26 protein-coding genes, 1 tRNA gene and 1 other RNA gene are annotated in these 24,902 nt (G+C 69.3%); 20 read left to right on the forward strand and 8 right to left on the reverse strand.

Annotated elements, in window-relative coordinates; genetic code table 11:
• The first annotated feature begins 58 nt into the window (after positions 1 to 58).
• Both ABD250_RS07350 and ABD250_RS07355 read left to right on the forward strand, forming a co-directional pair.
• Entirely contained in the window at positions 59 to 769 is a 711-nt protein-coding gene (locus tag ABD250_RS07350; RefSeq protein ID WP_179524816.1) for a chymotrypsin family serine protease, read from the forward strand.
• Between the two features lie 151 nt (positions 770 to 920).
• The gene (locus tag ABD250_RS07355) at positions 921 to 1,388 is read left to right on the forward strand and encodes a hypothetical protein (RefSeq protein ID WP_344391532.1); all 468 of its coding nucleotides are present in this window, start codon (positions 921 to 923) and stop codon (positions 1,386 to 1,388) included.
• A gap of 18 nt (positions 1,389 to 1,406) precedes the next feature.
• Here ABD250_RS07355 and ABD250_RS07360 read toward each other — a convergent pair whose 3' ends face one another.
• The 4 genes from ABD250_RS07360 to ABD250_RS07375 all read right to left on the reverse strand — a co-directional run bounded on the left by ABD250_RS07360 (position 1,407) and on the right by ABD250_RS07375 (position 5,623).
• Positions 1,407 to 1,895 carry a GAF domain-containing protein gene (locus ABD250_RS07360; RefSeq protein WP_179524818.1) on the reverse strand — a complete coding sequence of 163 codons (489 nt, stop codon included), beginning with the start codon at positions 1,893 to 1,895 and terminating at the stop codon, positions 1,407 to 1,409.
• A gap of 136 nt (positions 1,896 to 2,031) precedes the next feature.
• Positions 2,032 to 3,237: an acyl-CoA dehydrogenase family protein gene (locus tag ABD250_RS07365; protein ID WP_179524819.1), complete on the reverse strand. Its 1,206-nt coding sequence runs from the start codon at positions 3,235 to 3,237 to the stop codon at positions 2,032 to 2,034.
• Between the two features lie 49 nt (positions 3,238 to 3,286).
• The gene (locus tag ABD250_RS07370) at positions 3,287 to 4,693 is read right to left on the reverse strand and encodes an acyl-CoA dehydrogenase family protein (protein WP_182652425.1); all 1,407 of its coding nucleotides are present in this window, start codon (positions 4,691 to 4,693) and stop codon (positions 3,287 to 3,289) included.
• A gap of 120 nt (positions 4,694 to 4,813) precedes the next feature.
• Positions 4,814 to 5,623, reverse strand: coding sequence for an inositol monophosphatase family protein (locus tag ABD250_RS07375; RefSeq protein WP_182638672.1), 810 nt, complete (start codon positions 5,621 to 5,623; stop codon positions 4,814 to 4,816).
• 166 nt (positions 5,624 to 5,789) lie between these two features.
• On the opposite strand from ABD250_RS07375, the gene prfB reads away from it, so the two are divergent.
• From prfB to ABD250_RS07425, 10 genes are all read left to right on the forward strand, one after another.
• Complete coding sequence (prfB, locus tag ABD250_RS07380) at positions 5,790 to 6,899, forward strand: peptide chain release factor 2 (protein WP_179524822.1); 1,110 nt, start codon at positions 5,790 to 5,792, stop codon at positions 6,897 to 6,899.
• On the forward strand, positions 6,896 to 7,792 hold the full coding sequence (locus tag ABD250_RS07385; protein WP_182658189.1) for a mechanosensitive ion channel domain-containing protein: 897 nt from the start codon (positions 6,896 to 6,898) through the stop codon (positions 7,790 to 7,792). Before prfB ends, ABD250_RS07385 begins: the two co-directional genes overlap by 4 nt.
• Entirely contained in the window at positions 7,792 to 8,466 is a 675-nt protein-coding gene (locus tag ABD250_RS07390) for a hypothetical protein (protein ID WP_182658188.1), read from the forward strand. Before ABD250_RS07385 ends, ABD250_RS07390 begins: the two co-directional genes overlap by 1 nt.
• A gap of 53 nt (positions 8,467 to 8,519) precedes the next feature.
• On the forward strand, positions 8,520 to 9,209 hold the full coding sequence (gene ftsE, locus ABD250_RS07395) for a cell division ATP-binding protein FtsE (RefSeq protein WP_182658187.1): 690 nt from the start codon (positions 8,520 to 8,522) through the stop codon (positions 9,207 to 9,209).
• Complete coding sequence (ftsX, locus tag ABD250_RS07400) at positions 9,209 to 10,111, forward strand: permease-like cell division protein FtsX (RefSeq protein ID WP_182658186.1); 903 nt, start codon at positions 9,209 to 9,211, stop codon at positions 10,109 to 10,111. The genes ftsE and ftsX overlap by 1 nt, the downstream gene beginning before the upstream one ends.
• Positions 10,112 to 10,170: 59 nt before the next feature.
• Positions 10,171 to 10,680: an SsrA-binding protein SmpB gene (gene smpB, locus ABD250_RS07405; RefSeq protein WP_182658185.1), complete on the forward strand. Its 510-nt coding sequence runs from the start codon at positions 10,171 to 10,173 to the stop codon at positions 10,678 to 10,680.
• Positions 10,677 to 11,525, forward strand: coding sequence for a DMT family transporter (locus ABD250_RS07410; protein ID WP_182638675.1), 849 nt, complete (start codon positions 10,677 to 10,679; stop codon positions 11,523 to 11,525). The genes smpB and ABD250_RS07410 overlap by 4 nt, the downstream gene beginning before the upstream one ends.
• 83 nt (positions 11,526 to 11,608) lie before the next feature.
• Positions 11,609 to 11,982, forward strand: a transfer-messenger RNA (tmRNA) gene (gene ssrA / locus ABD250_RS07415).
• Positions 11,983 to 12,148: 166 nt separating this feature from the next.
• A complete protein-coding gene (locus ABD250_RS07420) occupies positions 12,149 to 12,892 on the forward strand; it encodes a thioredoxin domain-containing protein (RefSeq protein ID WP_182658184.1) in 744 nt (247 codons plus the stop codon).
• A gap of 133 nt (positions 12,893 to 13,025) precedes the next feature.
• Positions 13,026 to 13,098 (forward strand) — tRNA-Ala (locus ABD250_RS07425).
• A 73-nt stretch (positions 13,099 to 13,171) separates the two neighbouring features.
• On the opposite strand, the gene ABD250_RS07430 is transcribed toward ABD250_RS07425, so the two are convergent.
• Positions 13,172 to 13,678 carry a VOC family protein gene (locus tag ABD250_RS07430; RefSeq protein ID WP_182658183.1) on the reverse strand — a complete coding sequence of 169 codons (507 nt, stop codon included), beginning with the start codon at positions 13,676 to 13,678 and terminating at the stop codon, positions 13,172 to 13,174.
• Between the two features lie 80 nt (positions 13,679 to 13,758).
• Here ABD250_RS07430 and ABD250_RS07435 point away from each other — a divergent pair, with 80 nt between their 5' ends.
• Positions 13,759 to 14,640: a helix-turn-helix domain-containing protein gene (locus ABD250_RS07435; protein ID WP_182658182.1), complete on the forward strand. Its 882-nt coding sequence runs from the start codon at positions 13,759 to 13,761 to the stop codon at positions 14,638 to 14,640.
• Here the strand turns inward: ABD250_RS07435 and ABD250_RS07440 are convergent.
• Complete coding sequence (locus ABD250_RS07440; RefSeq protein ID WP_182658181.1) at positions 14,592 to 15,011, reverse strand: YccF domain-containing protein; 420 nt, start codon at positions 15,009 to 15,011, stop codon at positions 14,592 to 14,594. The genes ABD250_RS07435 and ABD250_RS07440 overlap by 49 nt on opposite strands.
• A gap of 132 nt (positions 15,012 to 15,143) precedes the next feature.
• Here ABD250_RS07440 and ABD250_RS07445 point away from each other — a divergent pair, with 132 nt between their 5' ends.
• Positions 15,144 to 16,493, forward strand: a complete 1,350-nt coding sequence (locus ABD250_RS07445) for a glycoside hydrolase family 1 protein (protein WP_182658180.1) — start codon at positions 15,144 to 15,146, stop codon at positions 16,491 to 16,493.
• A gap of 61 nt (positions 16,494 to 16,554) precedes the next feature.
• Positions 16,555 to 17,649, forward strand: coding sequence for a serine hydrolase domain-containing protein (locus ABD250_RS07450; protein WP_182658179.1), 1,095 nt, complete (start codon positions 16,555 to 16,557; stop codon positions 17,647 to 17,649).
• A 55-nt stretch (positions 17,650 to 17,704) separates the two neighbouring features.
• Here ABD250_RS07450 and nadE read toward each other — a convergent pair whose 3' ends face one another.
• The gene (gene nadE / locus ABD250_RS07455; protein ID WP_182658178.1) at positions 17,705 to 18,577 is read right to left on the reverse strand and encodes an ammonia-dependent NAD(+) synthetase; all 873 of its coding nucleotides are present in this window, start codon (positions 18,575 to 18,577) and stop codon (positions 17,705 to 17,707) included.
• Between the two features lie 215 nt (positions 18,578 to 18,792).
• Here nadE and ykgO point away from each other — a divergent pair, with 215 nt between their 5' ends.
• From ykgO to nrdF, 5 genes are all read left to right on the forward strand, one after another.
• A complete protein-coding gene (gene ykgO, locus ABD250_RS07460; RefSeq protein ID WP_003852698.1) occupies positions 18,793 to 18,915 on the forward strand; it encodes a type B 50S ribosomal protein L36 in 123 nt (40 codons plus the stop codon).
• 585 nt (positions 18,916 to 19,500) lie between these two features.
• Complete coding sequence (nrdH, locus tag ABD250_RS07465; RefSeq protein WP_277817551.1) at positions 19,501 to 19,731, forward strand: glutaredoxin-like protein NrdH; 231 nt, start codon at positions 19,501 to 19,503, stop codon at positions 19,729 to 19,731.
• A 44-nt stretch (positions 19,732 to 19,775) separates the two neighbouring features.
• Positions 19,776 to 20,222, forward strand: a complete 447-nt coding sequence (gene nrdI / locus ABD250_RS07470; protein WP_182657691.1) for a class Ib ribonucleoside-diphosphate reductase assembly flavoprotein NrdI — start codon at positions 19,776 to 19,778, stop codon at positions 20,220 to 20,222.
• 68 nt (positions 20,223 to 20,290) lie between these two features.
• Positions 20,291 to 22,372: a class 1b ribonucleoside-diphosphate reductase subunit alpha gene (nrdE, locus tag ABD250_RS07475; protein WP_241730439.1), complete on the forward strand. Its 2,082-nt coding sequence runs from the start codon at positions 20,291 to 20,293 to the stop codon at positions 22,370 to 22,372.
• Positions 22,373 to 22,427: 55 nt separating this feature from the next.
• Positions 22,428 to 23,444 carry a class 1b ribonucleoside-diphosphate reductase subunit beta gene (gene nrdF, locus ABD250_RS07480; protein ID WP_182609498.1) on the forward strand — a complete coding sequence of 339 codons (1,017 nt, stop codon included), beginning with the start codon at positions 22,428 to 22,430 and terminating at the stop codon, positions 23,442 to 23,444.
• A 103-nt stretch (positions 23,445 to 23,547) separates the two neighbouring features.
• On the opposite strand, the gene ABD250_RS07485 is transcribed toward nrdF, so the two are convergent.
• Positions 23,548 to 24,609 (reverse strand): TroA family protein, encoded by a 1,062-nt coding sequence (locus tag ABD250_RS07485; RefSeq protein WP_338404113.1) that lies wholly within the window; start codon positions 24,607 to 24,609, stop codon positions 23,548 to 23,550.
• Between the last annotated feature and the right edge of the window lie 293 nt (positions 24,610 to 24,902).

Raw genomic sequence — 24,902 nt, forward strand, 5'->3', positions numbered from 1 at the left:
CCGTTAGGCTGTGAGCGCGTATACCCGGGCAGTCTGCCGGGGTGGGAAGGACACGCTCATGAGGTTCACCGGTCTGGCCAGGCTCGCAGTGACCGCCGTGATGGCCGGTGCGACCGCCCTCGCGGCCCCCGCCGCGGCCCAGGCCGCGATCCCGGTCTCCGGGGGCACCCCCGTGCTGGTCAACGGCGTTGCCGGGTGCACCCTCACCGCGGCGGGTTACGACGCCGCCGGCACGCCCGTCGCCTTCACCGCCGCCCACTGCAGCGATCGGATCAACGCCCCGGTCATCCTCCGGGGCGACCCGGGAGCCGGTGTCATCGGCACCGTCGCGACGCGCAACGAGATCCTCGACTACTCGGTGATCCGCCTCAACCCGGGCGTCGTTGTGCCCGTGCGCCAACCCGGGGTCACCGGACGCGGTCCCGCCCCGGAATTCGGCGACGTGGTCTGCAAGGACGGGATGTCCACCGGGCATACCTGCGGCATCACGTGGCAGCGCGACGGCAACGAGTTCTGGAGCCATGCGTGTGCTGGCTACGGGGACTCCGGCGGGCCCGTGACCCGCGACGGCCGCCTCGTGGGGTTGCTGTCCGGCGGACACATGCCGCCGGCCGCGGGATCGGTCGGAAGCATCGGCGCTCTCCTGCCGTCCTGCCTCCACCCCGTGCAGTCACCCGTGTTCCTCCCGGCGCTGGCGTACTCGTTCGACGCGATCGTGGCCGACGCCACCGACCGGAACTGGCCCGGACGCGGCTTCCGGATGGCCTGACCGGCGGCCGGACCGGCCGCCCGAAACCGGTGTGGATCACCGGCCCGCCTGGTACGACTGGGGTCACCCCGGACGAGAGGTGACCCCATGACCCACACCGACACCCCTGTTCCCCCCCGAGCGACGCGACCGGGCGAGTCGCGGAATGTTCATGATCCTCGCGCTGGTCGTCGTGGTGGTCGTCGTCGGCGTCCTGGTGTTCTTGTTCACGGGTAACGCCGAGGAGTCCGCGCAGCCCGCTGCGGAGGACCCCCAGACGGCGCTCGCCGACGCCATCACGGCGGAGGTGGAGGACGCGGGCGTCGAGTTCGAACCGGGACTCGTCGCCGTGGACTTCCCGATCCGGCAGGGGGCCACCCCGTCCTCCGCCGTGGAGAGTGCGCAGGACGATTCGATCGCCGTGCTCCGGGCCGTTCAGGGGTCCGACTGGTCGGGGACGGTGGAGATCACCGCGTTCACCGCGCCCGGGGACCAGCCGGAGGAACAGAACGGTCAGGAGATGGTGCGGATGGTGTACCTACCCGAGACGGTCGATCGGCTCGACCCCGACGGGATCGGTCGCGAGGACGTGTGGGCCGAGGCGGACGAGCAGTTCGTGGATCCGGCTCTGACCGGGTAGCACGTAGTTCGACGCCCCTCATCGCCTCCACAGCTCTTCGGTCTCGGCCGCACCAGCCTCCGACCGGATGCGCTGCCAGTTGCGGCCACCCCGGGCGAACGTGGCCCGCACGGCGGCGGGGACGATCGACCGGTCTGTCGGCTCCGATCGCCACCGGCAGTCCCGGACGTGGACCAGGTCCACCTCGTGCGCCTCGTCCGAGTCGTCGTAGCGCCACGGCCCCCCGAGACGCCCGAGCCAGTAGTTGCCGTCGACGTCCCGGGTCCACACATATGCACCGTCGGGCACTCGGGCGAACCGTTCGAGGCGGCGGGCCAGCCTGTCGTCGTGCTGCGCCGCGGCGGCGTCGACCGCCTCTGCGAGCGATGAGGGTGGCGGCCCCGCCAGGCGGCCGCCCATGCCGCAGAGCCCGACGCGCAGGCCCCGCTCGACACCCACCCCGTCCGCCACGGCGTCGTCCCTCGACCGCATCGGGGCCCTGAACAGGGGAACGTCGTCAGCCGCCATCGGAACTGCTCCTCTCGGGGCACCTGCTCGGGTGGGACGGGTGCGGGAAGGGCGAGCCCCGCGAACGAGGAACGCCTCCGCGGATCAATGATCCACGGAGGCGTCCGTCGTTCTCAACCGCGCATACGGCCGCGGCTCACTTCAGTTCGGCGCTCGACAGGTCGAGGATGCGCCGCGCGATCACCAGCTGCTGGATCTGCTGGGTGCCCTCGAAGATGTCGAGGATCTTGGAGTCGCGCGACCACTTCTCCAGGAAGCTGCGCTCGGAGTAGCCGTAGCTGCCGGCCAGCTCGACCGCGCCCAGGGTGACGGCGGAGCCGGTGCGCCCGGCCTTGGCCTTGCACATCGACGCCTCCTTGGTGTTGGGCATCTTGTTGTCGGCCATCCACGCGGCGCGGAGCGTGAGCAGGTACGCGGACTCCCAGTCCGCCTCGAGCTCGAGGTACTTGGCCACCGCGGCCGGCTGGCTGGTGGCGGGCCGGTCGTAGTCGATCTCGAGTCCGGCCTCCTCGAGCAGGGTGCGGATCTCCTCCAGCGCGGCGCGGGCGACACCGACGGCCATGCCGGCCACCAGCGGCCGGGTGTTGTCGAAGGTCTGCATGGCGCCGGCGAAGCCCTTGTCCACGCGGACCTCCGGGTCGCCCAGGAGGTTCTCCTTGGGGATCCGGCAGTTGTCGAAGGTGATCTGCGCGGTATCCGAGGCGCGGATGCCGAGCTTGTGCTCGAGCCGGTCCACGGAGACACCGGGGTGCTCGCGTGGGACCACGAACGATTTGATGGCCGCGCGGCCCTTGGTCTTGTCCAGCGTCGCCCAGACCACGATGTGGTCGGCGCGGGCGCCGGAGGTCACGTAGATCTTGGTGCCGTTGATCACGTACTCGTCGCCCTCGAGGCGGGCGGTGGTCGACACGGCGGCCGAGTCGGACCCGAACTCGGGCTCGGTGATGGCCATGGAGGCCCACACCCGCCCGAACTTCTCCATCTGCTCCTCGCTGGCCACTGCGGCGATCGCGGAGTTGCCCAGACCCTGGCGGGGGATCGAGAGGGTGAGGCCCACGTCGCCCCAGCACGTCTCGATGATGTTGAGCAGCGACTTCATGTTGCCGCCGTTGGAGACGCCTTCGCGACGCGGTGCGCCGCCCGAGCCCATGGTGGCACCGGAGGCGGCCTGACCGGCGTCCTCCATGGCCTCCATCATGGCCTTGAGCGTGTCGAGCTCGACGGGGTACTCGTGCTCCGCGAGGTCGTACTTGCGGGAGACGGGACGGAAGATCTGCGTGGCGACCTGGCGGGCCTGGTTGGCGCCCGCCTCGAGCCGCTTGGGGAGTTCGAGATTGATCATCGTCAGTGGTCCTTCGTGCTGGTGGGGCGGGAGGCGAGGTGGGCGGTGCTCACAGGACCACCACGCCCTCGGCCACACCCACGGCGCGCAGGTCGCGGTACCAGCGCTCGACGGGGTGCTCCTTGGTGAAGCCGTGTCCACCGAGCAGCTGGACGCCGTCGAGGCCGATCCTCATTCCCTTGTCCGCGGCGATCTTGCGGGCGAGGGCCGCTTCGCGTGCGAAGGGCAGACCCTGTTCGGCGCGCGACGCGCCGCGCCAGGTCACCAGGCGCATGCCGTCGAGCTCGGTGGCCATGTCGGCGACGGCGAAGGCGACCGCCTGGCGGTGCGCGACGGGTTCGCCGAAGGCCTGGCGCTCCTTGACGTACGGGGTCACGTAGTCGAGGACCGCGTGCGAGGTGCCCACCGCGAGCGAGGCCCAGCCCAGTCGCGACAGACGGATCACGTCGGCATAGGTCCTGGCCCGCTCCTCCGGGGAGGCGTCGGGGCCACCGAGGACCGCGTCGGCCGGGAGGGAGACGTCGGTGAGGACGATCCGCCCCAGACCCGCGGCGCGCAGGCCCATGGACGGGTCCGCCTCCACCACGAGTCCGTCGGTGTCGGACTCGACCACGAAGAGGGTCGGGAACCCGTCGAGAGAGGCGGCGACGACGAAGAGCTCGGCGCTCCCGGCGGTGGGCACCATCGACTTGACGCCGTTGAGCGTGAACCCACCCGGCCCGCGGGTGGCGGTGGTCTTGAGCTCGAACGGATCGAAGAGCGGACGGGGCTCGGCCACCACGACGGCGGCCGCCGGGACCTGCTCGGAGGCGAAGGCCGGCAGATAGGACTTCTGCTGGGCGTCCGACCCGAACTGGGTCAGGGTGGTCGCGACGCCGGAGGGCGCCAGGATCGGCAGGGCCAGACCCATGTCGCCGTAGGCCAACGCCTCGGCGACCAGCGAGTTGGTCACCACGCCGCGCTCGGAGGCGATGCCCTCGAACTCCTCGGGCACGTTGAGCATGGTGGCGCCGATCTCGGCGGACCGGGTCAGCAGCGACGCGGGGGCCTCGGCGGCGTGGTCCGCGTCGTGAGCGGCCGGTCGGACGACCTCGGCGGCGAAGTCCCGGACTGTCTCGACGATCATCTGCTGGTCGTCGTCCAGGGTGAGGTCGAACAGGTCGGGCCTCGCCTCGGAGTCGGCGTCGGGCAGACGCTTGGGCGCGCCGGATCCGGAGACCTTCTTGAACGACTTGGTGGCGGCGCCGAGGGTCTTGAAGCCGGTCTTGGTGGCCTCGTAGGTGACCCGGTCGACCTTCTGGCGCAGATTGAAGCGCTCGGCGAACTCCGACCCGGTGATCGTCGTGAGCGCGCGCATCGCGGCTCCGATCGCGTCGATCCTCGTGGGGTTCTTACCCGGGGTGGAGGCCTCCGCGCGTCCGGTCGTGGACGGGGACGTGGGGTTCTTGCTCATCATCACCAGCTGTTCTCGTGACGGACGGTGGACGGTGCTGTCGGGGACATCTTACTTCGGAGTAAGTTCCGAACGCCAGACTTTGCCCTCAAGTCGTCCCAGCCCCTGGTGAGAGCCTCGGGCTCAGCCCCGGAGGAGCGCCACGGCCTGCTCGACGGCCCCCGGACGGCCCGCCACGAACCAGTCGTAGCCGTTCACCTCGACGGTCGCGCAGAGCCCACCCGCGCCCTCGACCAGGGCCCGTCCGGGGAGCCAGTCCCACTCCGGGCACGAGTGCTGACACCACACCGAGTGGACGCCGCAGGCGACCGACGCCAGGTCGACGGAGCCCGATCCGAGCATCCGGATCGTCGCCGCACCTCGGCTGACCCGGTGGAAGGGGTCGGCGAGGTCGGGGTCGGCGAAGAACGGCGGGTGGAGATAGGTGGCCAGACTTCCGGCGGCGAGGTCGCCGGGGGTGAGTCGGGTCACGGGGACGCCGTTCCGACGGGTGGGTACGTCCGAACCCCCGACGAAGGTGTCCCCGGTGACGGGCCGGTGGACGGCCCCGAGCAGGTAGTCGTCCGGCCCGGTGACGGCCACGGCCGAACACCAGTAGTCCGAGCCGCTGACGAAGTTGTAGGTCCCGTCGACCGGGTCGACGACCCACCTGCGTTCGTGACGACCGGGGACCAGGGTGCCCTCCTCGCCGAGGACCCCGTCGTCAGGGCGGTGGCGGGACAGGAGGGCGGTGATCTGGCGCTCGGCGGCCCGGTCGGCCTCGGTGACCACGTCGGAGACCGAGGTCTTGTGGCGGACGTCCAGGCCGTCCTCGCGCAGACGTCGAGCCAGGGACCCGGCGTCGACGACGAGTCTGGCGGCCAGGTCCGCGTCGGTCATCGGCGCGACGGCCTCGTCGGACGGAGGGCGCAGGTGGCGGGTCTCAGGGGACATCGGTTTCCTCCGCTGGGCCGCAGTGGCCCGCTGACCTCGGGCGGTAGCGGGTCCGTCGCCCGCGACGCTACCCCCGTGAGTCGACGACGGGGTGTGCGCCGGACCGCGGGAGGGTGGCGGGTGGGGAAACGCGGGGCGGACGCCCGGCCGCGTAGAGTTGGATCCCGTGCACCCCGACGTTTCCGCCGACATCGCAGCCCTCGACGCCACCATGACCACGGTCGAGAAGGTCCTCGACATCGAGGAGCTCGCCCGCCGTGTCGATGAGCTGGAGCAGATGGCCGCCGACCCCGACCTGTGGAACGACCAGGACCGGGCGCAGAAGGTCACCAGCGAGCTCTCCTACATCCAGGCCGACCTGCGCAGGTGTCGCGAGCTGCGCCAACGCATCGAGGACCTCCCGCTGATGTACGAGCTGGCGGAGGAGGAGGGGGACGGAGCCGTCGAGGACGCGGACGCCGAGCGCCTCCAGCTGCGTGAGGACGTCGAGGCCATCGAGGTCAAGACGATGCTCAGCGGCGAGTACGACCAGCGTGAGGCCGTGGTCAACATCCGTGCCGGTGCCGGCGGTGTCGACGCCGCGGACTTCGCCGAGATGCTCATGCGCATGTATGTGCGGTGGGCGGAGAAGGCCGGCCACAAGGTCGAGGTGTACGACACCTCGTACGCGGAGGAGGCGGGCATCAAGTCGGCGACCTTCGTCGTCCATGACCCGTACATGTACGGCACACTCTCCGTCGAGCAGGGGACCCACCGACTCGTCCGCATCAGCCCGTTCGACAACCAGGGCAGGCGGCAGACCTCGTTCGCCGAGGTCGAGGTGCTGCCGGTGGTGGAGACGACCGACTCGATCGAGGTCAACGAGAACGAGGTGCGCGTCGACGTCTACCGCTCGTCCGGCCCCGGCGGGCAGTCCGTCAACACGACCGACTCGGCGGTCCGCCTCACCCACGTCCCCACCGGGATCGTGGTGACGTGTCAGAACGAGAAGTCGCAGTTGCAGAACAAGGTCGCGGCCATGAAGGTCCTGCAGGCCAAGCTGCTCGCACGCAAGCAACAGGAGGAGCGGGCCGCCATGGACGCGCTCGGTTCGGGCGGCAACGCCTCCTGGGGTAACCAGATGCGGTCGTACGTCCTGCACCCGTACCAGATGGTCAAGGACCTGCGGACGGAGTTCGAGGTCAACAACCCGTCGGCGGTCCTGGACGGCGACCTGGACGGGTTCATCGAGGCGGGCATCCGGTGGCGGATGCGGGAGGGGGCCGACGCGGAGTGAGGTTCCAGACTGACTTCAATCCCATCCTGAACTGGCTCAGCAACAACGGCCTCGAGGTCGTCCTCCTCGTGCTGGGCGCCGCCCTGATGACGCGGGTGATCGCCAAGATCGCGCGGATGTGGACCGATCGGATCGACGCCAAACACACCGACGAGGATTTCTGGTCGGAGGAGTCCAAGCACCTCCACTCGCTGATCCAGGTGATCTCGTACGTCGCCGTGGGCGTGCTGTACATCCTGTTCGGAATCCAGATCCTCCTGCGCTTCGGCGTCAACCTGGTCGCACTCGTCGCCCCGGCCACCGTGCTCGGTGCGGCGCTGGGCTTCGGTGCCCAGAAGATCGTCCAGGACTTCCTGGCCGGGTTCTTCGTCCTGGCCGAGCGTCAATACGGCTACGGCGACATCGTGGAGCTCACCACTGCGACGGGCGTCGCCGCGGGAACCGTCGAGGACGTCACCCTGCGCATCACCCGCCTGCGGACCCTCGACGGCGAGGCGGTGATCGTCCCCAACGGCCAGATCGTCACCGCGATCAACCAGTCGCAGGACTGGGCGCGTGCGATCATCGACGTCCCGGTGCCCAACAACGCCGACATGGACAAGGCCAACGAGGTGCTCGCACAGGTCTGTCGCGAGATCACCGACGACGACCGGGTGGGCCAGTACGTCCTGGACGAACCCACCGTGATGGGTGTGCAGTCGATCCGGCTGGAGCAGACCGTGATCCGGTTGCTGGCCCGGACCAAGCCCGGCATGCAGTGGGAGGTGGGCCGACGGATGCGCGCGGTCATCCTGCGCCGGTTCCGCGCGGAGGGGATCGTTCTGGAGCCCGAGGCCCTGGCCGCGATCCGGGCGGGCATGCTCCGACCGCAGACCGGAGAGGGGAGCGCGTGATGGCCGAGCGCCGAGACGACGACACGACAGCCGAAGACCACACGCCCGACGACCACACACCTGAGGGCACGACCTCCGACGCGGTCTCGTCCGGCGAGCTCGGCCCGGAGGCCGAGGACAGCGCGCGGACCGAGGCGGCGACCACGCGTGAGCCCCTGATCAGCGGCGATCCGCTGGGTCTCGGGGGGACCACCGATCCCGATGCGCCGTCCCGTCGGCCGCGACCGAAGATCGTGTCCCTGCTCGGGGAGTTCTTCAGGATGTCGCGGACCACCGCGATCCTGCTGGTGGCGTTCGTCCTGTTCGCTATGCTCTATTCGCTGGTCAAGGACCAGCCGGTCGCCCGTTTCGGGCCCCCACCGCCCCAGACGGACACCGCCGAGACCGAACCGCCCGCGCCGGCCGAGGGGACGACACCCGTCGAGGAGTCGCCGACCCCGGGGACCACGGTCGACCAGACGACGGTTCCGACCGCCACTCCGCAGACGTCACCGCCGGTCACCGGAACGACGCCGCCGCCGGGACGCCAGACCCCGACGTCCCCCACGGGAGCGACCGGGCAGCAGGCGCCGCCGCAGCAGTCACCGCAGGAGCAGTCGCCGCAGGAGCAGGCGCGACAGGGAGAGGATTCCGGCGACGCCGGTGCCGGAGAGAATCCCGTGACCACGAGCTGACACCGGCGGCTCCATTGACTGCCGTGTGGCTGGAGTAGCGCTAGGCTACTCGCGTGATCAGTGCTTCCCATGTGACCAAGTCGTACGCGTCCTCGACGCGCCCGGCTCTGTCCGACGTGACCGTCGAGATCGCCGAGGGCGAGTTCGCCTTCCTCATCGGCGCCTCCGGGTCGGGAAAGTCGACCTTCCTGCGTCTACTGCTCCGCGAGGACCGGCCCGACTCCGGGACCCTGGTCGTCGCCGGCCACGACCTCACCAGGATGAAGGCCTCGTCCGTGCCGGCGCTGCGTCGCTCGCTCGGCTGTGTCTTCCAGGATTTCCGGTTGCTGCCGGACAAGACCGTGGCCGAGAACGTGGCGTTCGCGCTGCAGGTGATCGGCAAGTCCCGCCGGACGATCGACGAGGTCGTTCCCGAGACGCTCGAGATGGTGGGTCTGGTACGCGAGGCCGGTCGTCGGCCACACGAACTCTCCGGCGGCGAACAGCAACGCGTGGCGATCGCGAGGGCGGTCGTCAACCGACCGAAGCTGTTGCTCGCCGACGAACCGACCGGCAACCTCGACCCCGAGACCAGCGAGGACATCATGCTGCTGCTCGACCGAATCAATCGGACCGGGACCACGGTCCTCATGGCCACGCACGACCGACACATCGTCGACCGCTCGCGACGCCGCGTGGTGGAGTTGGTCGACGGAAGGGTCGTCCGCGACGACTCCCGCGGCACCTACGGGGTGGGGCGCTGATGGCCGCGCGGTTCATCGCGTCCGAGGTCGCACAGGGCCTGCGCCGCAACCTGTCGATGACGCTGGCCATGATCATCACCACCGCCGTCGCGTTGGCGATGCTCGGCGCCGGGGTGCTGGTGGTCATGACTGCCTCGGCCAGCCAGGTCAAGTACGACTACCTCAACGAGTTCCGTGTCTACGTGGACCGGGCCATCTCCCTCGAGGACCCCGACTGCACCTCGGCGTGCGGTGGGATCCGGGACGAGTTGGAGGCCACGGCCGGCGTGGCCTCGGTGGAGTACAAGAACCCGCAGGAGACGTACGAGGAGTTCGTCGAGCTCTTCGCCTCCACCGACCCCGTCCTGGTGGAGTCGACCTCCCCGGACGCCCTGGGGTCGCGATTCACGCTCACCCTCGACGACCCCACCCGTGCGGAGTCCGTGGCCGAGGACCTGGAGGGTGTCGCGGGGATCGAGGTCGTGCAGGGGCAGGGGGAGCTGGTCGAGCGCGTCTTCTCCGTCCTGGACGGCATCCGGAACGCCGCGTTCGCCGTCGCGGTGGTCCAGCTCCTGGCCACCGTCCTGCTCATCGCCAACATGACGCAGATCGCGGCCTTCACCCGCCGGACCGCGCTGGGAATCATGCGCCTGGTGGGGGCGAGCCGCTGGTACACCGAACTGCCGTTCGTGGTGGAAGCCGTTCTCGCGTCGGTGGTCGGTTCGCTGCTCGCGGTCGGCGGGCTGCTGGCGGCCAAGGTCGTCTTCCTCGACAGAGTGCTGGCCGAGGCGTACCGGGCGAACCTGGTGGAACGGATCACCACCGTCGACATCCTGATGCTGGCCCCGGTCCTCGTGGTGGCGGGCGCGGTGGTGTCCGCGCTCACGGCGTGGGTCACGCTGCGGATCACGGTTCGGCAGTGATCCCGTACTGATCTAGAGTGGGGGATCTGCCCGACGGACGGACGAGGAGGTGAACCGACGTGGCCAAGAAGAACAAGAAGAAGGGCGCGTCGTCCCTCGGCCGTGACGGCAGCGTGGTCGCGAGCAACCGCAAGGCCCGGCACGAGTACTCCATCCTCGACACCCACGAGGCGGGCATCGCGCTGTTGGGTACAGAGATCAAGAGCATGCGCGAGGGCCAGGCGTCGTTGGTCGACGCGTTCGCGACGATCGACGACGGCGAGGTGTGGCTCCGCGGGCTCCACATCCCCGAGTACTCCCACGGGAACTGGACCAACCATGCACCCAAGCGGGCCCGCAAACTGCTTCTGCACCGGCGCGAGATCGATTCGCTCGTCGGCAAGGTGCGGGACGGCAACGCCACGCTGGTCCCGCTGTCCCTCTACTTCGTGAACGGACGGGTCAAGGTCGAACTGGCCGTCGCGCGGGGTAAGCAGGCCCACGACAAGCGGCACGACATCGCCAAACGGACCGCCGAACGCGAGGCCGTGCGCGAACTCGGCAGAAGGATCAAGGGCATGCACGCATGATGCCGGTCGCGCTGGCGTCGACCTCGGCGGTGGCGTACGGCATCAGCGACTACCTCGGCGGGGTCGCGTCCCGGCGGGCCCGTGCACTGAGGGTCGTCAGCGTGTCGTACCCGCTGTCGATCGTGCTGGTCGGGGCGGCGGCGGTGGTGTCCGGGGGGTCACCGACCCTGGTCGGGTTGGCCTGGGGGCTGACTTCGGGCCTCCTGTCAGGTCTCGCGGTGTGGTCGTTCTACGTCGCGCTCTCGCGCGGGCCGATGAGCGTGATCTCGCCGATCACGGCGGTTCTGGCCGCGTCGGTGCCGCTCGCGTTCGGGTTGGTGGCGGGGGAGCGGCCCGGGGCGGCAGCCCTGGTCGGGATGTCGGTGGCGCTCGTCGCCACGGTCCTCGTCTCACTGGAGAGCGACGAGGGTTCGTCGATCGGACACGGTCGCCTCACCTGGCCGTTGATGGCGCTCACGGTGATCTCGGGGCTGGCGTTCGCGGGCTTCTTCGTCCTGCTGGCACAGGTCCCGGCGGGTGAGGGGCTGTGGCCGGTCGCGGCGTCGCGGGTGGGCGCCACCGGGGTCGTCCTGGCGGCGGCGTTCGCCGCCCGCGAGTCGTTCAGGTTCTCCCGGCGCCTCATCGCCATCGGCCTGGTGATCGCCGTGTTCGACGCGGTCGCCAACGGAGCCTTCTACTTCGCCTCCCAGGCGGGCATGCTCTCGCTGGTGAGCGTGATCGCCGCGCTCTACCCCGCCTTCACGGTGGCGCTGGCCATCACGCACGGAGGGGAGCGCCTTCGCGCGGTCCAGATCGCGGGGCTCGCACTGGCGGGGGTGGCGATCGCACTGCTCGCGCTGGGCTGAGGTGGAGACGGAGCTCACCCTGGCGGTGGGGCCCCGGTCGGGGTAGGGTCAGTGGTCCGTCGATGAGAGTCGGCGGACCTGACGGGGCTGATGTGGTTTCGACTACGTGAGTTGACGCAGGGGAAGCGTGCCGGTGCAGGCCAGAGACCACCGTAAGCGTCGTGGCAACCAATTACGCGCCGATACCAATCAGCGCGACTACGCCCTCGCTGCCTGACAGCGAGCCCGTAGTCTGTCGGCCCGGGGTCGCCCTCGCCCCGGTCACCGGCATCATCTAGAGGGATCACCGGCTCACCCGGTCACGGGGTGGGTCGGGACATCCAACAGTGACTGGGATCGTCATCGCCGACATGTCCGCATGAGGGCGAGATCCGAGTAGAGGCCAACGCGGACTGCGCACGGAGAAGCCCTGCCGATGCTGCGGAGGACCCGGGTTCAATTCCCGGCAGCTCCACCATCGGGCCGAGCCCCCGGTCGATCACCGACCGGGGGCTCGGTGCATTTCGGCCTCGCCACCTGCCCTCACCTGAAAGAGGACTCAGGCGGTTTCGGTACCCTCTCGGTAGTCGCCAGTCGCTCGGAAAGGGCCGACGGTTTCCCAGGAGAGAAAGGCCCACCCACACGTGAACGCCAAGTCCGCAGGTAACAAGAGCACGAAGGTCCTGAAGACCAAGAAGAACAACGGGATGCTGATCACGGTCGCGGCGCTGATCGCCGTCGCCGTCCTGGTCCTCGGCGGTGTCGTGTGGATGGCCCAGCGGGGCGGCGAGGCCAACCCGATCACGTTCGGTGAGACGGCCGACGAGCTGATCGAGATCTCGGACACGGGTGTGATCGCGGTGGGGGAGGAGACCGCCCCGACCGTCCAGATCTGGGAGGACTTCATGTGCCCGGCGTGTGCCTCCTTCGAGGGGCAGAACGGCGTCCCGATCGCCGAGGCCGTCGAGGCCGGTGACCTGCGCGTGGAGTTCCACACCCTCAACTTCCTCGACCGCCAGTCGGCGTCGGGCGAGTACTCCACGCGGGCCATCGCCGCTGTCCAGTGCGTCGCGGCCAAGGACTCGCTGCCGGTCTTCTTCGACGTCAAGAACGCCTTTTTCGACCAGCAGCCCACCGAGGGCGGCGGTGACCGTTCCGCGCGGGAGCTGGCGGCCACCGCCGAGGCGGCCGGCGCGAACGCCGACACCGTCGAGTGCATCGGCAACGTGGAGACCAATGGCGGGATGGAGAAGGCCTCGGATACCGCCGACAATTCGCAGGACAGTATCCGGGAGGTCACCGACCGCGTCTCCACCCCCACCGTCGCCTACGAGGGCGAGGTCGTGGAGATCGGCGATCCGGCCTGGCTGGACAACATCCTCGCCTGACCCCGGTCCGCGCCGATCGATACCGGCCCCGCCCGTCCAGGGCGGGGCCGGAGGCGATTTGGAGGGCCGAAGCGGGATGGTGTAACTTTGGTCGAGCCGGTCGCCGAGAGGTGAGCGGCGGAACAACCGATACGGGGCTATGGCGCAGCTGGTAGCGCACCACACTGGCAGTGTGGGGGTCAGGGGTTCGAGTCCCCTTAGCTCCACCCGAGCAACCGATCCGGCAACGGATGGTTCATGCGAGCAAGAGCCCGGCCACCGGCCGGGCTCTTTTCATCTCTATCCCTGCTGCGCGGCCCACTCGGCGACCCGACGTGCGCTCTCGGACTCCGACAGGTCCTCCACGCGGGACATGATCGACCAGCGGACGCCGTACGGATCGCGGATCGAGGCGAACCGGTCGCCGGAGACGAAGTCGCTCACGGGTTCACGGATCGTGGCACCGGCAAGTTCGGCCCGGTGGACCACCTCGTCGACGTCCGCGCAGTACATCCCGATCGAATAGCAGGCCACCTCCCCGGAGGGCGGTGGCACGAGCCCGAACCGGGGACTGGGCTCGCCGAGTTGGAGCCGGCCGTTGCCGAAGTCGAGTTCGGCGTGCACGACGATCCCGCCCATCTCCGTCACGTCGACCACCCGGGCGCCGAACACCGAGGAATAGAATTCGAGGGCGTCACCCGCTCTCTCGACCGCGAGGAACGGGGTGAGGCTGGTCGACCCGTGGGGGACGCCGTCGGTGGTGTGTTCTCCGGTGACCCCGGTCCGGGGCGTGGTGTTCTCTGTCATGCGATGAACCTACGAGAGCATGCACGTGAGCGGCTTGAAGATTCGCGACGCAGTCGCGTGGGGCACGCGGGGAGGGGACGATGTCCGATCTCGGTGATCGACGCGGGGTCCTCTACCCGGACCGGCTGCCCACCTTCCACCGCGAGGACGCCCCGCGGGAACTGCGTGACCGCATCCGCTGGTTCTGGATCCCGCGCTGGCGTCTCGCGCCGGGGGAGACCTCCCGGCAGGAGCTGCTGCCGTTTCCCGCGTCGAATCTCGTCGTCGACCCGGAAGGAGTCAGCCTCTCCGGACCGACGACCGGCATCTCCCACCGCGACCTGAGCGGTACCGGTTGGGCGGTCGGGGCCCTGCTCCGTCCGGCCGGGCTGGCCTCGTTGACGGCCGAACCCCGGCGCCTCCGCGACGCGGAGACCCCGTTCGAGGCCCCCGAGCTGCATCGTGCCGTCATGGCGGCGATGGGACAGGTGGACGAGGTCGTCGGCCGGACGAGTGAAACCGACCAGCGCGGGACCGACCAGCGGAGCATCGACCAGGGCGAGTCCGTCGCCCGCGACCGGGCGCTGCGCTACTTCTCCGCCTGGGCCGCCGCGAACCTGGCCGCCCCGGACGCCGGCGGCGTCATGGCCAATGCGATGGAGGACCTCGTCGCCTCGGACCGGTCGATCGTGCGAGTGGACCAGGTCGCCGAAGCCCTGGGCGTCTCGACACGGGCGGTGCAGCGACTCGCGCACCGCTACGTGGGACTACCGCCACTGGCGATGATCCGTCGGTACCGGCTCCAGGAGGCCGCACAGCGGCTACGCGAGGACCCGTCGGTGACGATCGCCCGGATCGCCGCGGAACTCGGATACTCCGACCACGCTCACCTCAGCGCGGACTTCCGCACGGTCCTCGGCCTGAGCCCCCGCTCCTACCGCCGTGCGCCCGGCGCGGCGGCGAAGGGATCCTCCGAAGGGTGACGGATGGGCACGATCCGCTGGCCGAGGGGGAGCAGGGCCAGCGGGACCATCTTCCAGCAGGCGATGCCGAAGGGGATGCCCACGATCGTCAGGCACAGCAGCAACCCGGCGACCAGGTGGGCGATCGCCAGTTCCCAGCCGAGCACCAGGATCCACAGGATGTTGCCGATCAGGGAGAACGCACCGGCATCCCTGCGGAACTCGGTCCGCCGCCCGAACGGCCACAGGACGTACGCCGCGAGTCGGAACGACGCGATGCCGAACGGGATGGTGATGATCAGGATGCAGGCGATGATCCCGGCGATGACGTAGGCCAGCGCCAACCACCAGCCGGCGAGAAGAAACCAGAGCACGTTTCCCAGGGTTCGCATCTCACCACGGTAGTCGCCGCGGGGGTCCGCCGACCCGGTACCGGTGCGCCGGATGCTGGGCCTCGTGCGCCGGATGCGGGACCCGGTGCCCAAAGCGCTGACGCCCGGCGAGGCATGTGTCATGTTTTGGTGATGGGTGTTCATAAGTGTGCCGTCACCAGGATTCTGCTCGCGCTGGTGCTCGCCATAGGGATGGTCGCGACCGCTCTGATCGCGGTATCCGTGCAGGCGCGGGCCGAGGCGCGGATGGCCGAGGGGTTCCACTGGGGGGTGGCGACCTCGGGTTTCCAGGTCGAGGGTTCAAATATGGACTCCAACTGGAAGCGGTACGTCGACGCCGCCGCGGCGCGTGGAGAGGCAGACCCGGTCAACGATGCCGTGGACTTCTGGAACAGGTACCCCGAGGACATCGCCCGTGCCGCGGACATGGGGGTCACCACGTTCAGGCTCAGCGTGGAGTGGTCCCGGATCGAGCCGGAACCGGGGCGCTACGACGAGGAGGCGTTACGTCGGTACGACCGCATCCTCGACACCATCCGGGCGCACGGGATGACGCCCATGATCACGATGGTCCACTACGTGTATCCGGGATGGCTGGTCGACCGAGGTGGGTTCCTCTCGCCGGACTCGGTGGAGGCGTTCGGTCGCTACGCCGAGCTCATCACCGAGCGGTGGGCCGGCGACGGGACGATGTGGGTCACCTTCAACGAACCCCTCGTGTTCTTCAGCCACGAACTCCGCATAGGTCTGGTCGGGCTGCACCAGTTCACCGCGTTCCGCGACAACGTGGTCGCGGCCCACAAGCTGGGATACCACGCCGCTCACCGGGCCGACCCGAACGCGATGGTGACCGCCAACGAGGCGTACCTGCCCGCGTTCGCACCGGCCACGGACGATCTGCTGCTCAACTACATCCGCGACGAGCTTGACTTCATCGGAGTCGACTACTACTACGGCATCGCGCTCGACAACCTCACCACCATCCGCGCGGCCTGGGACGACTTCGCCGGGGTCCGTCCGCAGCCGGAGGGGATGTACGAGTCGATCGTGCACTACGCCAGGCACTTCCCCGGAAAGCCGCTGTTCATCGTCGAGAACGGGATGCCCACCCACAACGGCCACCGGGAGGACTCCTTCGAGCGTGGCGACTACCTCCGGGACGTCGTCTTCTGGATCCAGCGCGCGGTCGCCGACGGGTATCCGGTGATCGGTTACAACCACTGGTCCCTGGTCGACAACTACGAGTGGGGCAGCTACGACTCCCGTTTCGGCCTCTACCAGGTCGACGTGCTCACCGATCCGACGCTCGAGCGCAGACCGACCTCCGGGGTCGACGCGTACCGGGACGTGATCGCGCGCGGCGGCGTCCCGGAGGGCTACCGCCCGGTCCTGCCGGTGGGCACGTGCTCGCTGGGGACGATCCCCGATACCTGCCTCCATCCCGTCGACGTCCACGGTCCGCTCGCGCGGTTGGTGGGCTGACGGCCCGGACCACCTCCGACGAGCCCTTCACCAGCCGGCACCCCGGACGTAGGGTCAGCCCATGGAACGGTTCGCCTCCGTCACCGGGGAACTCGACACCCTGGTCGACTCCGGTCGGCTGACGGGATACGTCTGCGGGATCCGGGAAAACGGTCGATCGCGGATCGCGGCGGGTGGGACGCGGTCGCGCGGCGGCCCCGCGCTCGACGAGGACGCGGTGTTCCCGCTGTCGTCCACCACCAAGCCGGTGGGCGGCGTGCTCGCACTGAGGTTGGTCGAGCTCGGGATCCTCGCGCTCGACGACCCGGTGGCCATACTCCTGCCGGAGCTGTCCGCCCCACGGGTCCTCACCCGGCCGGACGGGCCGATCGACCGCACCGTGCCGGCCGGGCGGCAGATCACGCTGCGCCACCTCCTCACCATGACCGCCGGCGTCGGCTGGGCGGGCGCGGGCAGCCCGCTGACCGACGCCATGAGCGAGCGCCAGGTGGCACCGGGCCCCTACGCTCCGCCGATGGAGCCGGACGAGTACCTCCGGCTGCTCGGTGGGCTGCCCCTGGTGGACCAGCCGGGCCGTGGCTGGCACTACCACACCAGCAGCGACGTCCTCGGGGTGCTCCTGGCGCGGGCCACGGGCGCCACCGTGTCCGGGTTGGTGGCCGAGCACGTCACGGGTCCGCTCGGTCTGGCGGACTGCGACTTCACCGCCGACCCGGATCGGATCCCCACCTGCTACGGGCTCGGACCCGACGGGGGTCTCCGGTCGCTGGACATCCGGAGCATGTTCGCCCACCCGCCTCGCTTCGAGTCCCTGGCGTGCGGCCTGGCCTCGACCGTCGCCGACTATCTGGCCTTCCTCGACATCCTGGTCGACGGCGGGATCGTCCTGGGTCCGGAGTACGTGGAGGAGATGACGACCGACCACCTGACCCCGCGGCAGCGCGCCGGTGCGGAGGGGTTCATCGGTCCCGGTTGCGGGTACGGGATGCAGGTGGAGATCCGCCCGGACGGGGTCGTCGGCTGGGCCGGGGGGCTGGGGACGATCGGCTACGTCGACCGGCGCACGGGCCGCTGCGCGGCGGTGTTCACCACGCAGGCCTTCGACGTACCGGGGACGGCGGATGCGCTGGACTCGGTGTGGGCGCTGTTGCGGTGACCGGTCGTCGGTGCCGGTCGTCTCCGACGGTCGGCGGTGGCCGACCGTCGGGTCGTCACCCCTCGCGCCACCAGGTGTCCAGTGGCGTGGCCGGGACCGCCCGCTTGTGGCGGGTGGCCAGGAAGAGTTGCTCGATCCGGGCAGCGGCCTCCGTCGGTACGCCGTCGCGGCCTTCCAGGTAGTCGTCGATCTGCTCGTACGTCACTCCCAGTGCCTCCTCGTCGGGCAGGCCCGGACGGTCATCCTCGAGATCGGCGGTGGGGACCTTCCGCCAGGTCGACTCCGGTGCGCCGAGGTGCTGCAGCAGCGCTGCGCCCTGCCGTTTGGTGAGGCCGGTCAGGGGGGTCAGGTCGACCCCGCCGTCGCCGTACTTGGTGAAGAAACCGGTGGCCGCCTCGGCGGCGTGATCGGTGCCGACGACGAGGTGGCCGAGCTGCCCGGCCACCGCGTACTGCGCGACCATCCGCTGGCGCGCCTTGACGTTCCCGCGGACGAAGTCCCGGAGCGGGCCCCCGTGGTCGGGAAGGTCCTCCAGCGCAGCCGCAGCCGCAACCGAGGAGGCCTCCGAGGCTGCCCGGATGTCGACGGTGACGCGGGCATCGGGCCGGATGAAGTCCAGGGCCGCGACGGCGTCGTCCTCGTCCGCCTGGGTTCCGTGGGGGAGCCGCATGGCGACGAACCGGGCGTCGGGCAGGCCCTCGTCGCGGAGTCTCTCGGCGGCGAGCTGGCAGAGGCGGCCCGTCAGGGTGGAGTCCTGGCCGCCGCTGATCCCCAGGACGAAACCCGTGGCGGGAGTGCTACGGAGGTACTCGGCCAGGAACGCCACCCGCCGGGCCACCTCCTGCTCCGGATCGATGTCGGGACGAACGCCGAGTTCGGCGATGATGGACGCGCGGAGAGCGCCGGTGGCGGCAGAGGACTGAGTCATGGCGTCAGCATAGGAAGCCCGTGTGTCTTCTGCGTGACATGCGGACAGGGCGGGCGAGGTGCCCGGTTCCGCCGGTTGGAGTTCTGACGGGGCAGTCCGTTACGATGGACCAGTTGTGTGTCGTGCATCCGACCTCCGGGTCGGACGTGTCGCGCAGTCATCCCCAGTCGTGTCGGCGGCCATCACGGCCGCCCCGAGAGCCTAAGGAGCGCCAGATGAAGGTCCGCAAGTCCCTTCGGTCGCTGAAGAACAAGCCGGGCGCCCAGGTTGTCCGTCGTCGCGGCAAGGTCTACGTGATCAACAAGAAGGACCCCCGTTTCAAGGCCCGCCAGGGCTGAGTCCGTCCGCGTGGGATCCCACGCACCCTCGAGGGCCCGCCTCCGGTTCGCCGGCGGCGGGCCCTCGTCGTCGTCGTGGGGGCGGGGCAGACCCGCGCCGACGGTGACCCCCGACGACCCCGCCGCCGCGGGGCCTCCCGGTGCCCCTTCCGCGACGGTGGCGCCGTCGCCCCTGTGGAGCGGTTGGGGACAAGGTGTGGGGTGGTTGGGGACGACCTGTGGGGCGCCGGACGGGGTCTCCGGCGCCGTCTCGCGCGTGGCAGGGTGGCGGTCGGGGAGCGTTGCGCCGGCATTCGGGTCGACCGTTCCAACGGTGGGTGGCAAGTGTCCACAAGGCGGGATCGCGACCTGGGAATACCACCGTTGTAAGACCAAAATGTTGTGGTCGATTGACTCGTCGGACACTAGGGGTAGTGTCTAGAGTGTTGCGGCCCCCGAGGAATACCACTTGTGGCATTCGGGCTGTGAACCCTGACAGACACCGCGGTTATCCACAGGCCGGGCGGAAGCGCCGGAACCGATGACCGTCCGAGAAGATCCCCTCCGCGCCTCCCCGGCGCCCGTGCCGAAAGAGGTCCACGACTGATGGTCACCGTCTACACCAAGCCCGCCTGCGTCCAGTGCAACGCCACCTACAAGGCGCTCGACAAGCAGGGCGTCGAGTACCGGGTGGTCGACATCTCCGTCGACGACGACGCGCGTGAGTACGTGATGGCCCTCGGATACCTCCAGGCTCCCGTCGTGGTGTCCGGTTCCGACCACTGGTCCGGTTTCCGGCCGGACCGGATCAAGGCCCTCGTCACCGTCGCGGCCTGACCCCGGGGCGGACCCGGGACACATGTGATCCGAAGGGGGCAGTCATGGCGGCTCCGCTGCCGGCCACCGAGCCGGTGAGGATCGTCTACTTCTCCAACGTCTCCGAGAACACCAAGCGGTTCGTCGACCGTCTGGGGCTCCCGGCGCTGCGCATACCCACGCGGAGGACCGACGCGGTGCCGATCGTGTCGGACCCGTATGTTCTGATCGTCCCGACGTACGGGGGGTGCCTCGAGGTCACGGGCAGGACCGGGGCGTCGGTCCCACGACAGGTGGTCGCGTTCCTGAACAACGCGCACAACAGAAGCCTCTGCCGGGGCGTGATCGCCGCCGGCAACACCAACTTCGGTTCGGACTATGCGGCCTCCGGCGACGTGATCGCCCGGAAGCTCGAGGTCCCGTACCTCTACCGGTTCGAACTGATGGGCACACACGAGGACGTCATCCGCGTCCGCGAGGGATTGGAAGAGTTTTGGCAGCACCGACCGTGACCCCCGAAGGCACCATCGCCGGCGAGGCGGGCGAGGGGCAGCGCCTGGATTACCACGCGCTCAACGCCATGCTCAACCTCTACGACGCGGACGGCAGGATCCAGTTCGACAAGGACCGTGAGGCCGCGCGGGAGTACTTCCTCCAGCACGTCAACCAGAACACGGTCTTCTTCCACAACCTGGACGAGAAGCTGGACTACCTGGTCGACAAGAACTACTACGAGCGGGAGGTGCTCGACCGGTACACGCGTAACTACGTGCGCGAGCTGTTCGACCACGCCTACGCCAAGAAGTTCCGCTTCCCCACGTTCCTCGGCGCGTTCAAGTACTACACCTCGTACACGCTCAAGACCTTCGACGGGAAGCGCTACCTCGAGCGCTACGAGGATCGCGTCTGCATGGTCGCCCTCACGCTCGCGGACGGCGACGAGGACCTCGCCCGCCGCCTGGTCGACGAGATCATCGACGGTCGCTTCCAGCCGGCCACCCCCACGTTCCTGAACTCGGGCAAGAAGCAGCGCGGCGAGCCCGTCTCCTGCTTCCTGCTGCGTATCGAGGACAACATGGAGTCCATCGGCCGCAACATCAACTCCGCGTTGCAGCTGTCCAAGCGCGGTGGCGGGGTGGCACTGCTGCTGTCGAACCTCCGCGAGCACGGCGCCCCGATCAAGCACATCGAGAACCAGTCCTCCGGCGTCATCCCCGTGATGAAGCTGCTGGAGGACTCCTTCTCCTACGCCAACCAGCTCGGTGCCCGCCAGGGTGCCGGAGCGGTGTACCTGCACGCGCACCACCCGGACATCTTCAAGTTCCTCGACACCAAGCGGGAGAACGCGGACGAGAAGATCCGCATCAAGACCCTGTCGCTGGGCGTGGTGATCCCGGACATCACGTTCGAACTGGCCAAGCGCAACGACGACATGTACCTGTTCTCTCCGTACGACGTCGAGCGGATCTACGGCAAGCCTTTCGCGGACGTCGACATCACGGAGCACTACACCGAGATGGTCGAGGACAGCCGGATCAAGAAGACCAAGATCAACGCGCGGCACTTCTTCCAGACCCTCGCCGAGCTGCAGTTCGAGTCCGGCTACCCGTACATCATGTACGAGGACACGGTGAACCGGGCCAACCCGATCGCCGGCAAGATCACGCACTCGAACCTGTGCTCGGAGATCCTCCAGGTCTCCACGCCGTCGACGTACAACGAGGACCTCACCTACTCGCACGTGGGCAAGGACATCTCCTGCAACCTCGGCTCCCTCAACATCGCCAAGGCCATGGACTCGCCGGACTTCGGCCGGACCATCGAGACGGCGATCCGGGGCCTGACCGCGGTGTCCGACCAGACCCACATCGACTCGGTCCCGTCGATCGAGCGGGGCAACGCCGAGTCCCACGCGATCGGCCTGGGACAGATGAACCTCCACGGCTACCTCGCCCGCGAGCGGATCCACTACGGGTCCTCCGAGGGCGTGGACTTCACGAACATCTACTTCTACACGGTGCTCTACCACGCGGTCCGGTCGTCGAACCTCCTCGCGCGGGAGCGGGGGACGTGGTTCGCCGGGTTCCCGGAGTCCACGTACGCGTCCGGCGAGTTCTTCGACAAGTACACGGACCGGGCGTGGGAGCCGGCCACCGAGCGGGTGCGCCAGCTGTTCACCGAGGCGGGCGTCGCGGTGCCCACCCAGGACGACTGGCGCGCACTCAAGGCCGAGGTGCAGCAGTACGGCATCTACAACCAGAACCTGCAGGCCGTGCCGCCCACCGGGTCGATCAGCTACATCAACAACTCGACCTCGTCGATCCACCCTGTCGCGTCCCGGATCGAAATCCGCAAGGAGGGCAAGATCGGTCGCGTCTACTACCCGGCGCCCTACCTGACCAACGACAACCTGGACTACTACCAGGACGCGTACGAGATCGGGTACGAGAAGATCATCGACACGTACGCGGCGGCCACCCAGCACGTGGACCAGGGCCTCTCGCTGACCCTGTTCTTCAAGGACACGGCCAGCACCCGCGACGTGAACCGCGCCCAGATCTACGCGTGGCGCAAGGGGATCAAGACCCTGTACTACATCCGCGTGCGCCAGCTCGCGCTCGAGGGCACCGAGGTCGAGGGCTGCGTCTCGTGCATGCTCTGACCCCCGGGCCTCAGGCCTGCGCCCCGAACCGCCCCCGCCATCACGAGGAGATCCGATGACCGCCGAGCTGCACGCTCCGGGATCCCACAGCCCCGCCGCCGGGGTCGCCCCCCGGCTCGTCGACCGGGTGTCGGCGATCAACTGGAACCGCGTCACGGACGAGGTCGACGATCAGGTCTGGGGTCGGCTCACCAGTAACTTCTGGTTGCCTGAGAAGGTCCCGGTGTCCAACGACATCCCGTCGTGGCAGACCCTGACGGACTCGGAGCAACAGCTCACCACCCGGGTCTTCACCGGCCTGACGCTGCTGGACACCCTCCAGGGGACGGTCGGCGCGGTGAGCATGATCCCCGACGCGTCGACCCCCCACGAGGAGGCGGTGCTCACCAACATCGCGTTCATGGAGTCGGTCCACGCCAAGAGCTACTCCACCATCTTCTCGACGCTCTGCTCCACTCCGCAGGTCGACGACGCCTTCCGCTGGGCGGAGGAGAACACCTTCCTGCAGCGCAAGGCGCACATCATCCTCGGGTACTACTCCGGGGAGGATCCCCTCAAGCGCAAGATCGCCTCGACCCTCCTCGAGTCGTTCCTCTTCTACTCGGGCTTCTACCTGCCCATGCGCTGGTCCTCGCGGGCCAAGCTCACCAACACGGCGGACATCATCCGGCTCATCATCCGGGACGAGGCCGTGCACGGCTACTACATCGGATACAAGTACCAGCGTGCCCTCGAGCAGATCGGGCAGGCCGAGCGCGACGAGTTGAAGGATTACACCTTCGAGTTGCTCTTCGAGTTGTACGACAACGAGGCGGACTACACCGAGGACCTCTACGACACGGTGGGGTGGACCGAGGATGTCAAGAAGTTCCTGCGCTACAACGCCAACAAGGCGCTGATGAACCTCGGATACGAGGGGATGTTCCCCAAGGACGAGACCAACGTCGACCCCGCGATCCTCTCGGCGCTCAGCCCGAACGCCGACGAGAACCACGACTTCTTCTCGGGTTCCGGCAGCTCCTACGTCATGGGCAAGGCCGTCGCCACGGAGGACGAGGACTGGGACTTCTGACCCGACCGTCGTCACCACCTCACCCCGGCACCCGATCAGGTGCCGGGGTGAGGTCGTCCGGCAGGTGCGCCGGGTCGTCCTGTCGGCTCGGCCGGCTCCCCGGCTACCCGTCCGGGGCGATCCCGTTGATGGAACTCCGGATGTCGTCGAGGACCGCGCGCGCGGCCACCGGGCCGGATCCCTCCCACACGGCCCGGTCCACGACGAACATGCGGCGGGCGCCCACCGCGTCGAGGTCCGTCCACCGCTCGGTGGCGAAGGCCTCCCGCGCGGACTGCTCCGAACCGTCACCGCCGCCCACCACGGCGAAGATCACGTCACCGTCGAGTTCATCGCCCACGGGAGGAGACTCTGGGGCGGGTTCGATCCGCTGGCCGTCCCGCGTGCGCTGCGCCGGGGGTCGGCCGGCACCGACCGCCTCGAGCATGAGGCTCCCGAGTGTGTCCGGCCGCTGGACCGCGACGCCGTCGGCGTCGGAGACGGAGACGAGCGAGACCCAGGTGTCGCTCGGGGTGGTGGCGTCGGCGGTGAACCGGGCCCGGTCGATCACGTCCAGCAGGAGATCCCCGCCGGCACGCGGTCGCCCGTAGGCGTCGGCGATCGCCTCGGTGCTCTCGGTCCAGTTCAGAGCCCGCGCGTCGTACACGACCGTCGGGGCGACCTCCGCCAACGCCCGCACCACGGACGGGTCGGGATCGGGTGAGTCCGCCAACACGATGAGGTCGGGGTCGAGTTCACGGGCCGCGGCCGCGGCCTCCTCCGCGCCCGAGTCGCCGGTGATCGCGAGGTCGGGCAGTCCCACGAGGGGCGTGGGGAGGTAGACGTCGGCGTCGCGGGGCAGACCGGAGGTCCCGACGACGAGGTCCTGCAGCCCCAGGCCGCACGCGACGTCCACGGCCCCGGCCCCGAGCGCCAGGATCCGTTCCGGCGACCGGGGGACCTCGACCGTCGCGTCGGCCGGGTCCACGGACTCGACCCGCCTGACGCCGTTGCCGGCGAACTCGGCCGGCGCCGGTACGGGCGAACACGACTCCTCCGGTTCGGCGGAGCGCTGGAGCTCCTCGCCGGCCATCCGTGAGGGGGTCGTGGTGACGGGGTGCTCGACCATGTCGACGGGGGACGGCCCGCACCCGGCGAGCACGAGGCCGACGACGAGCGGGCCCACGACGCCCACCGTGACCCGTACGGGGGTGGAAGGATACCCCCGTCCGCGAGGGCGGTGACGGCTCGGCGCGAGATCGGTCATGGGGGAGAGCCTAGGAGATGGGTCGCGGGCGCAGTCGAAGTGGAGGTCGAGGCGGGTCCGAGCGTCATCTCGGGCGTGTCGTGGCGGGGCCGGATTCCCGCAGCTGACCCGCCCCGGCGAGTTCGGCGGGGTGAGTGGTGGACGCTCTCAGCGGAGGGTTAGGATTGCCCTCACGCACTATTCCTTTGCGTTCGACGTGGGGTCGGTGGTTC

The organism is Dietzia cercidiphylli, from assembly GCF_039531545.1.
GTDB lineage: Bacteria > Actinomycetota > Actinomycetes > Mycobacteriales > Mycobacteriaceae > Dietzia > Dietzia natronolimnaea.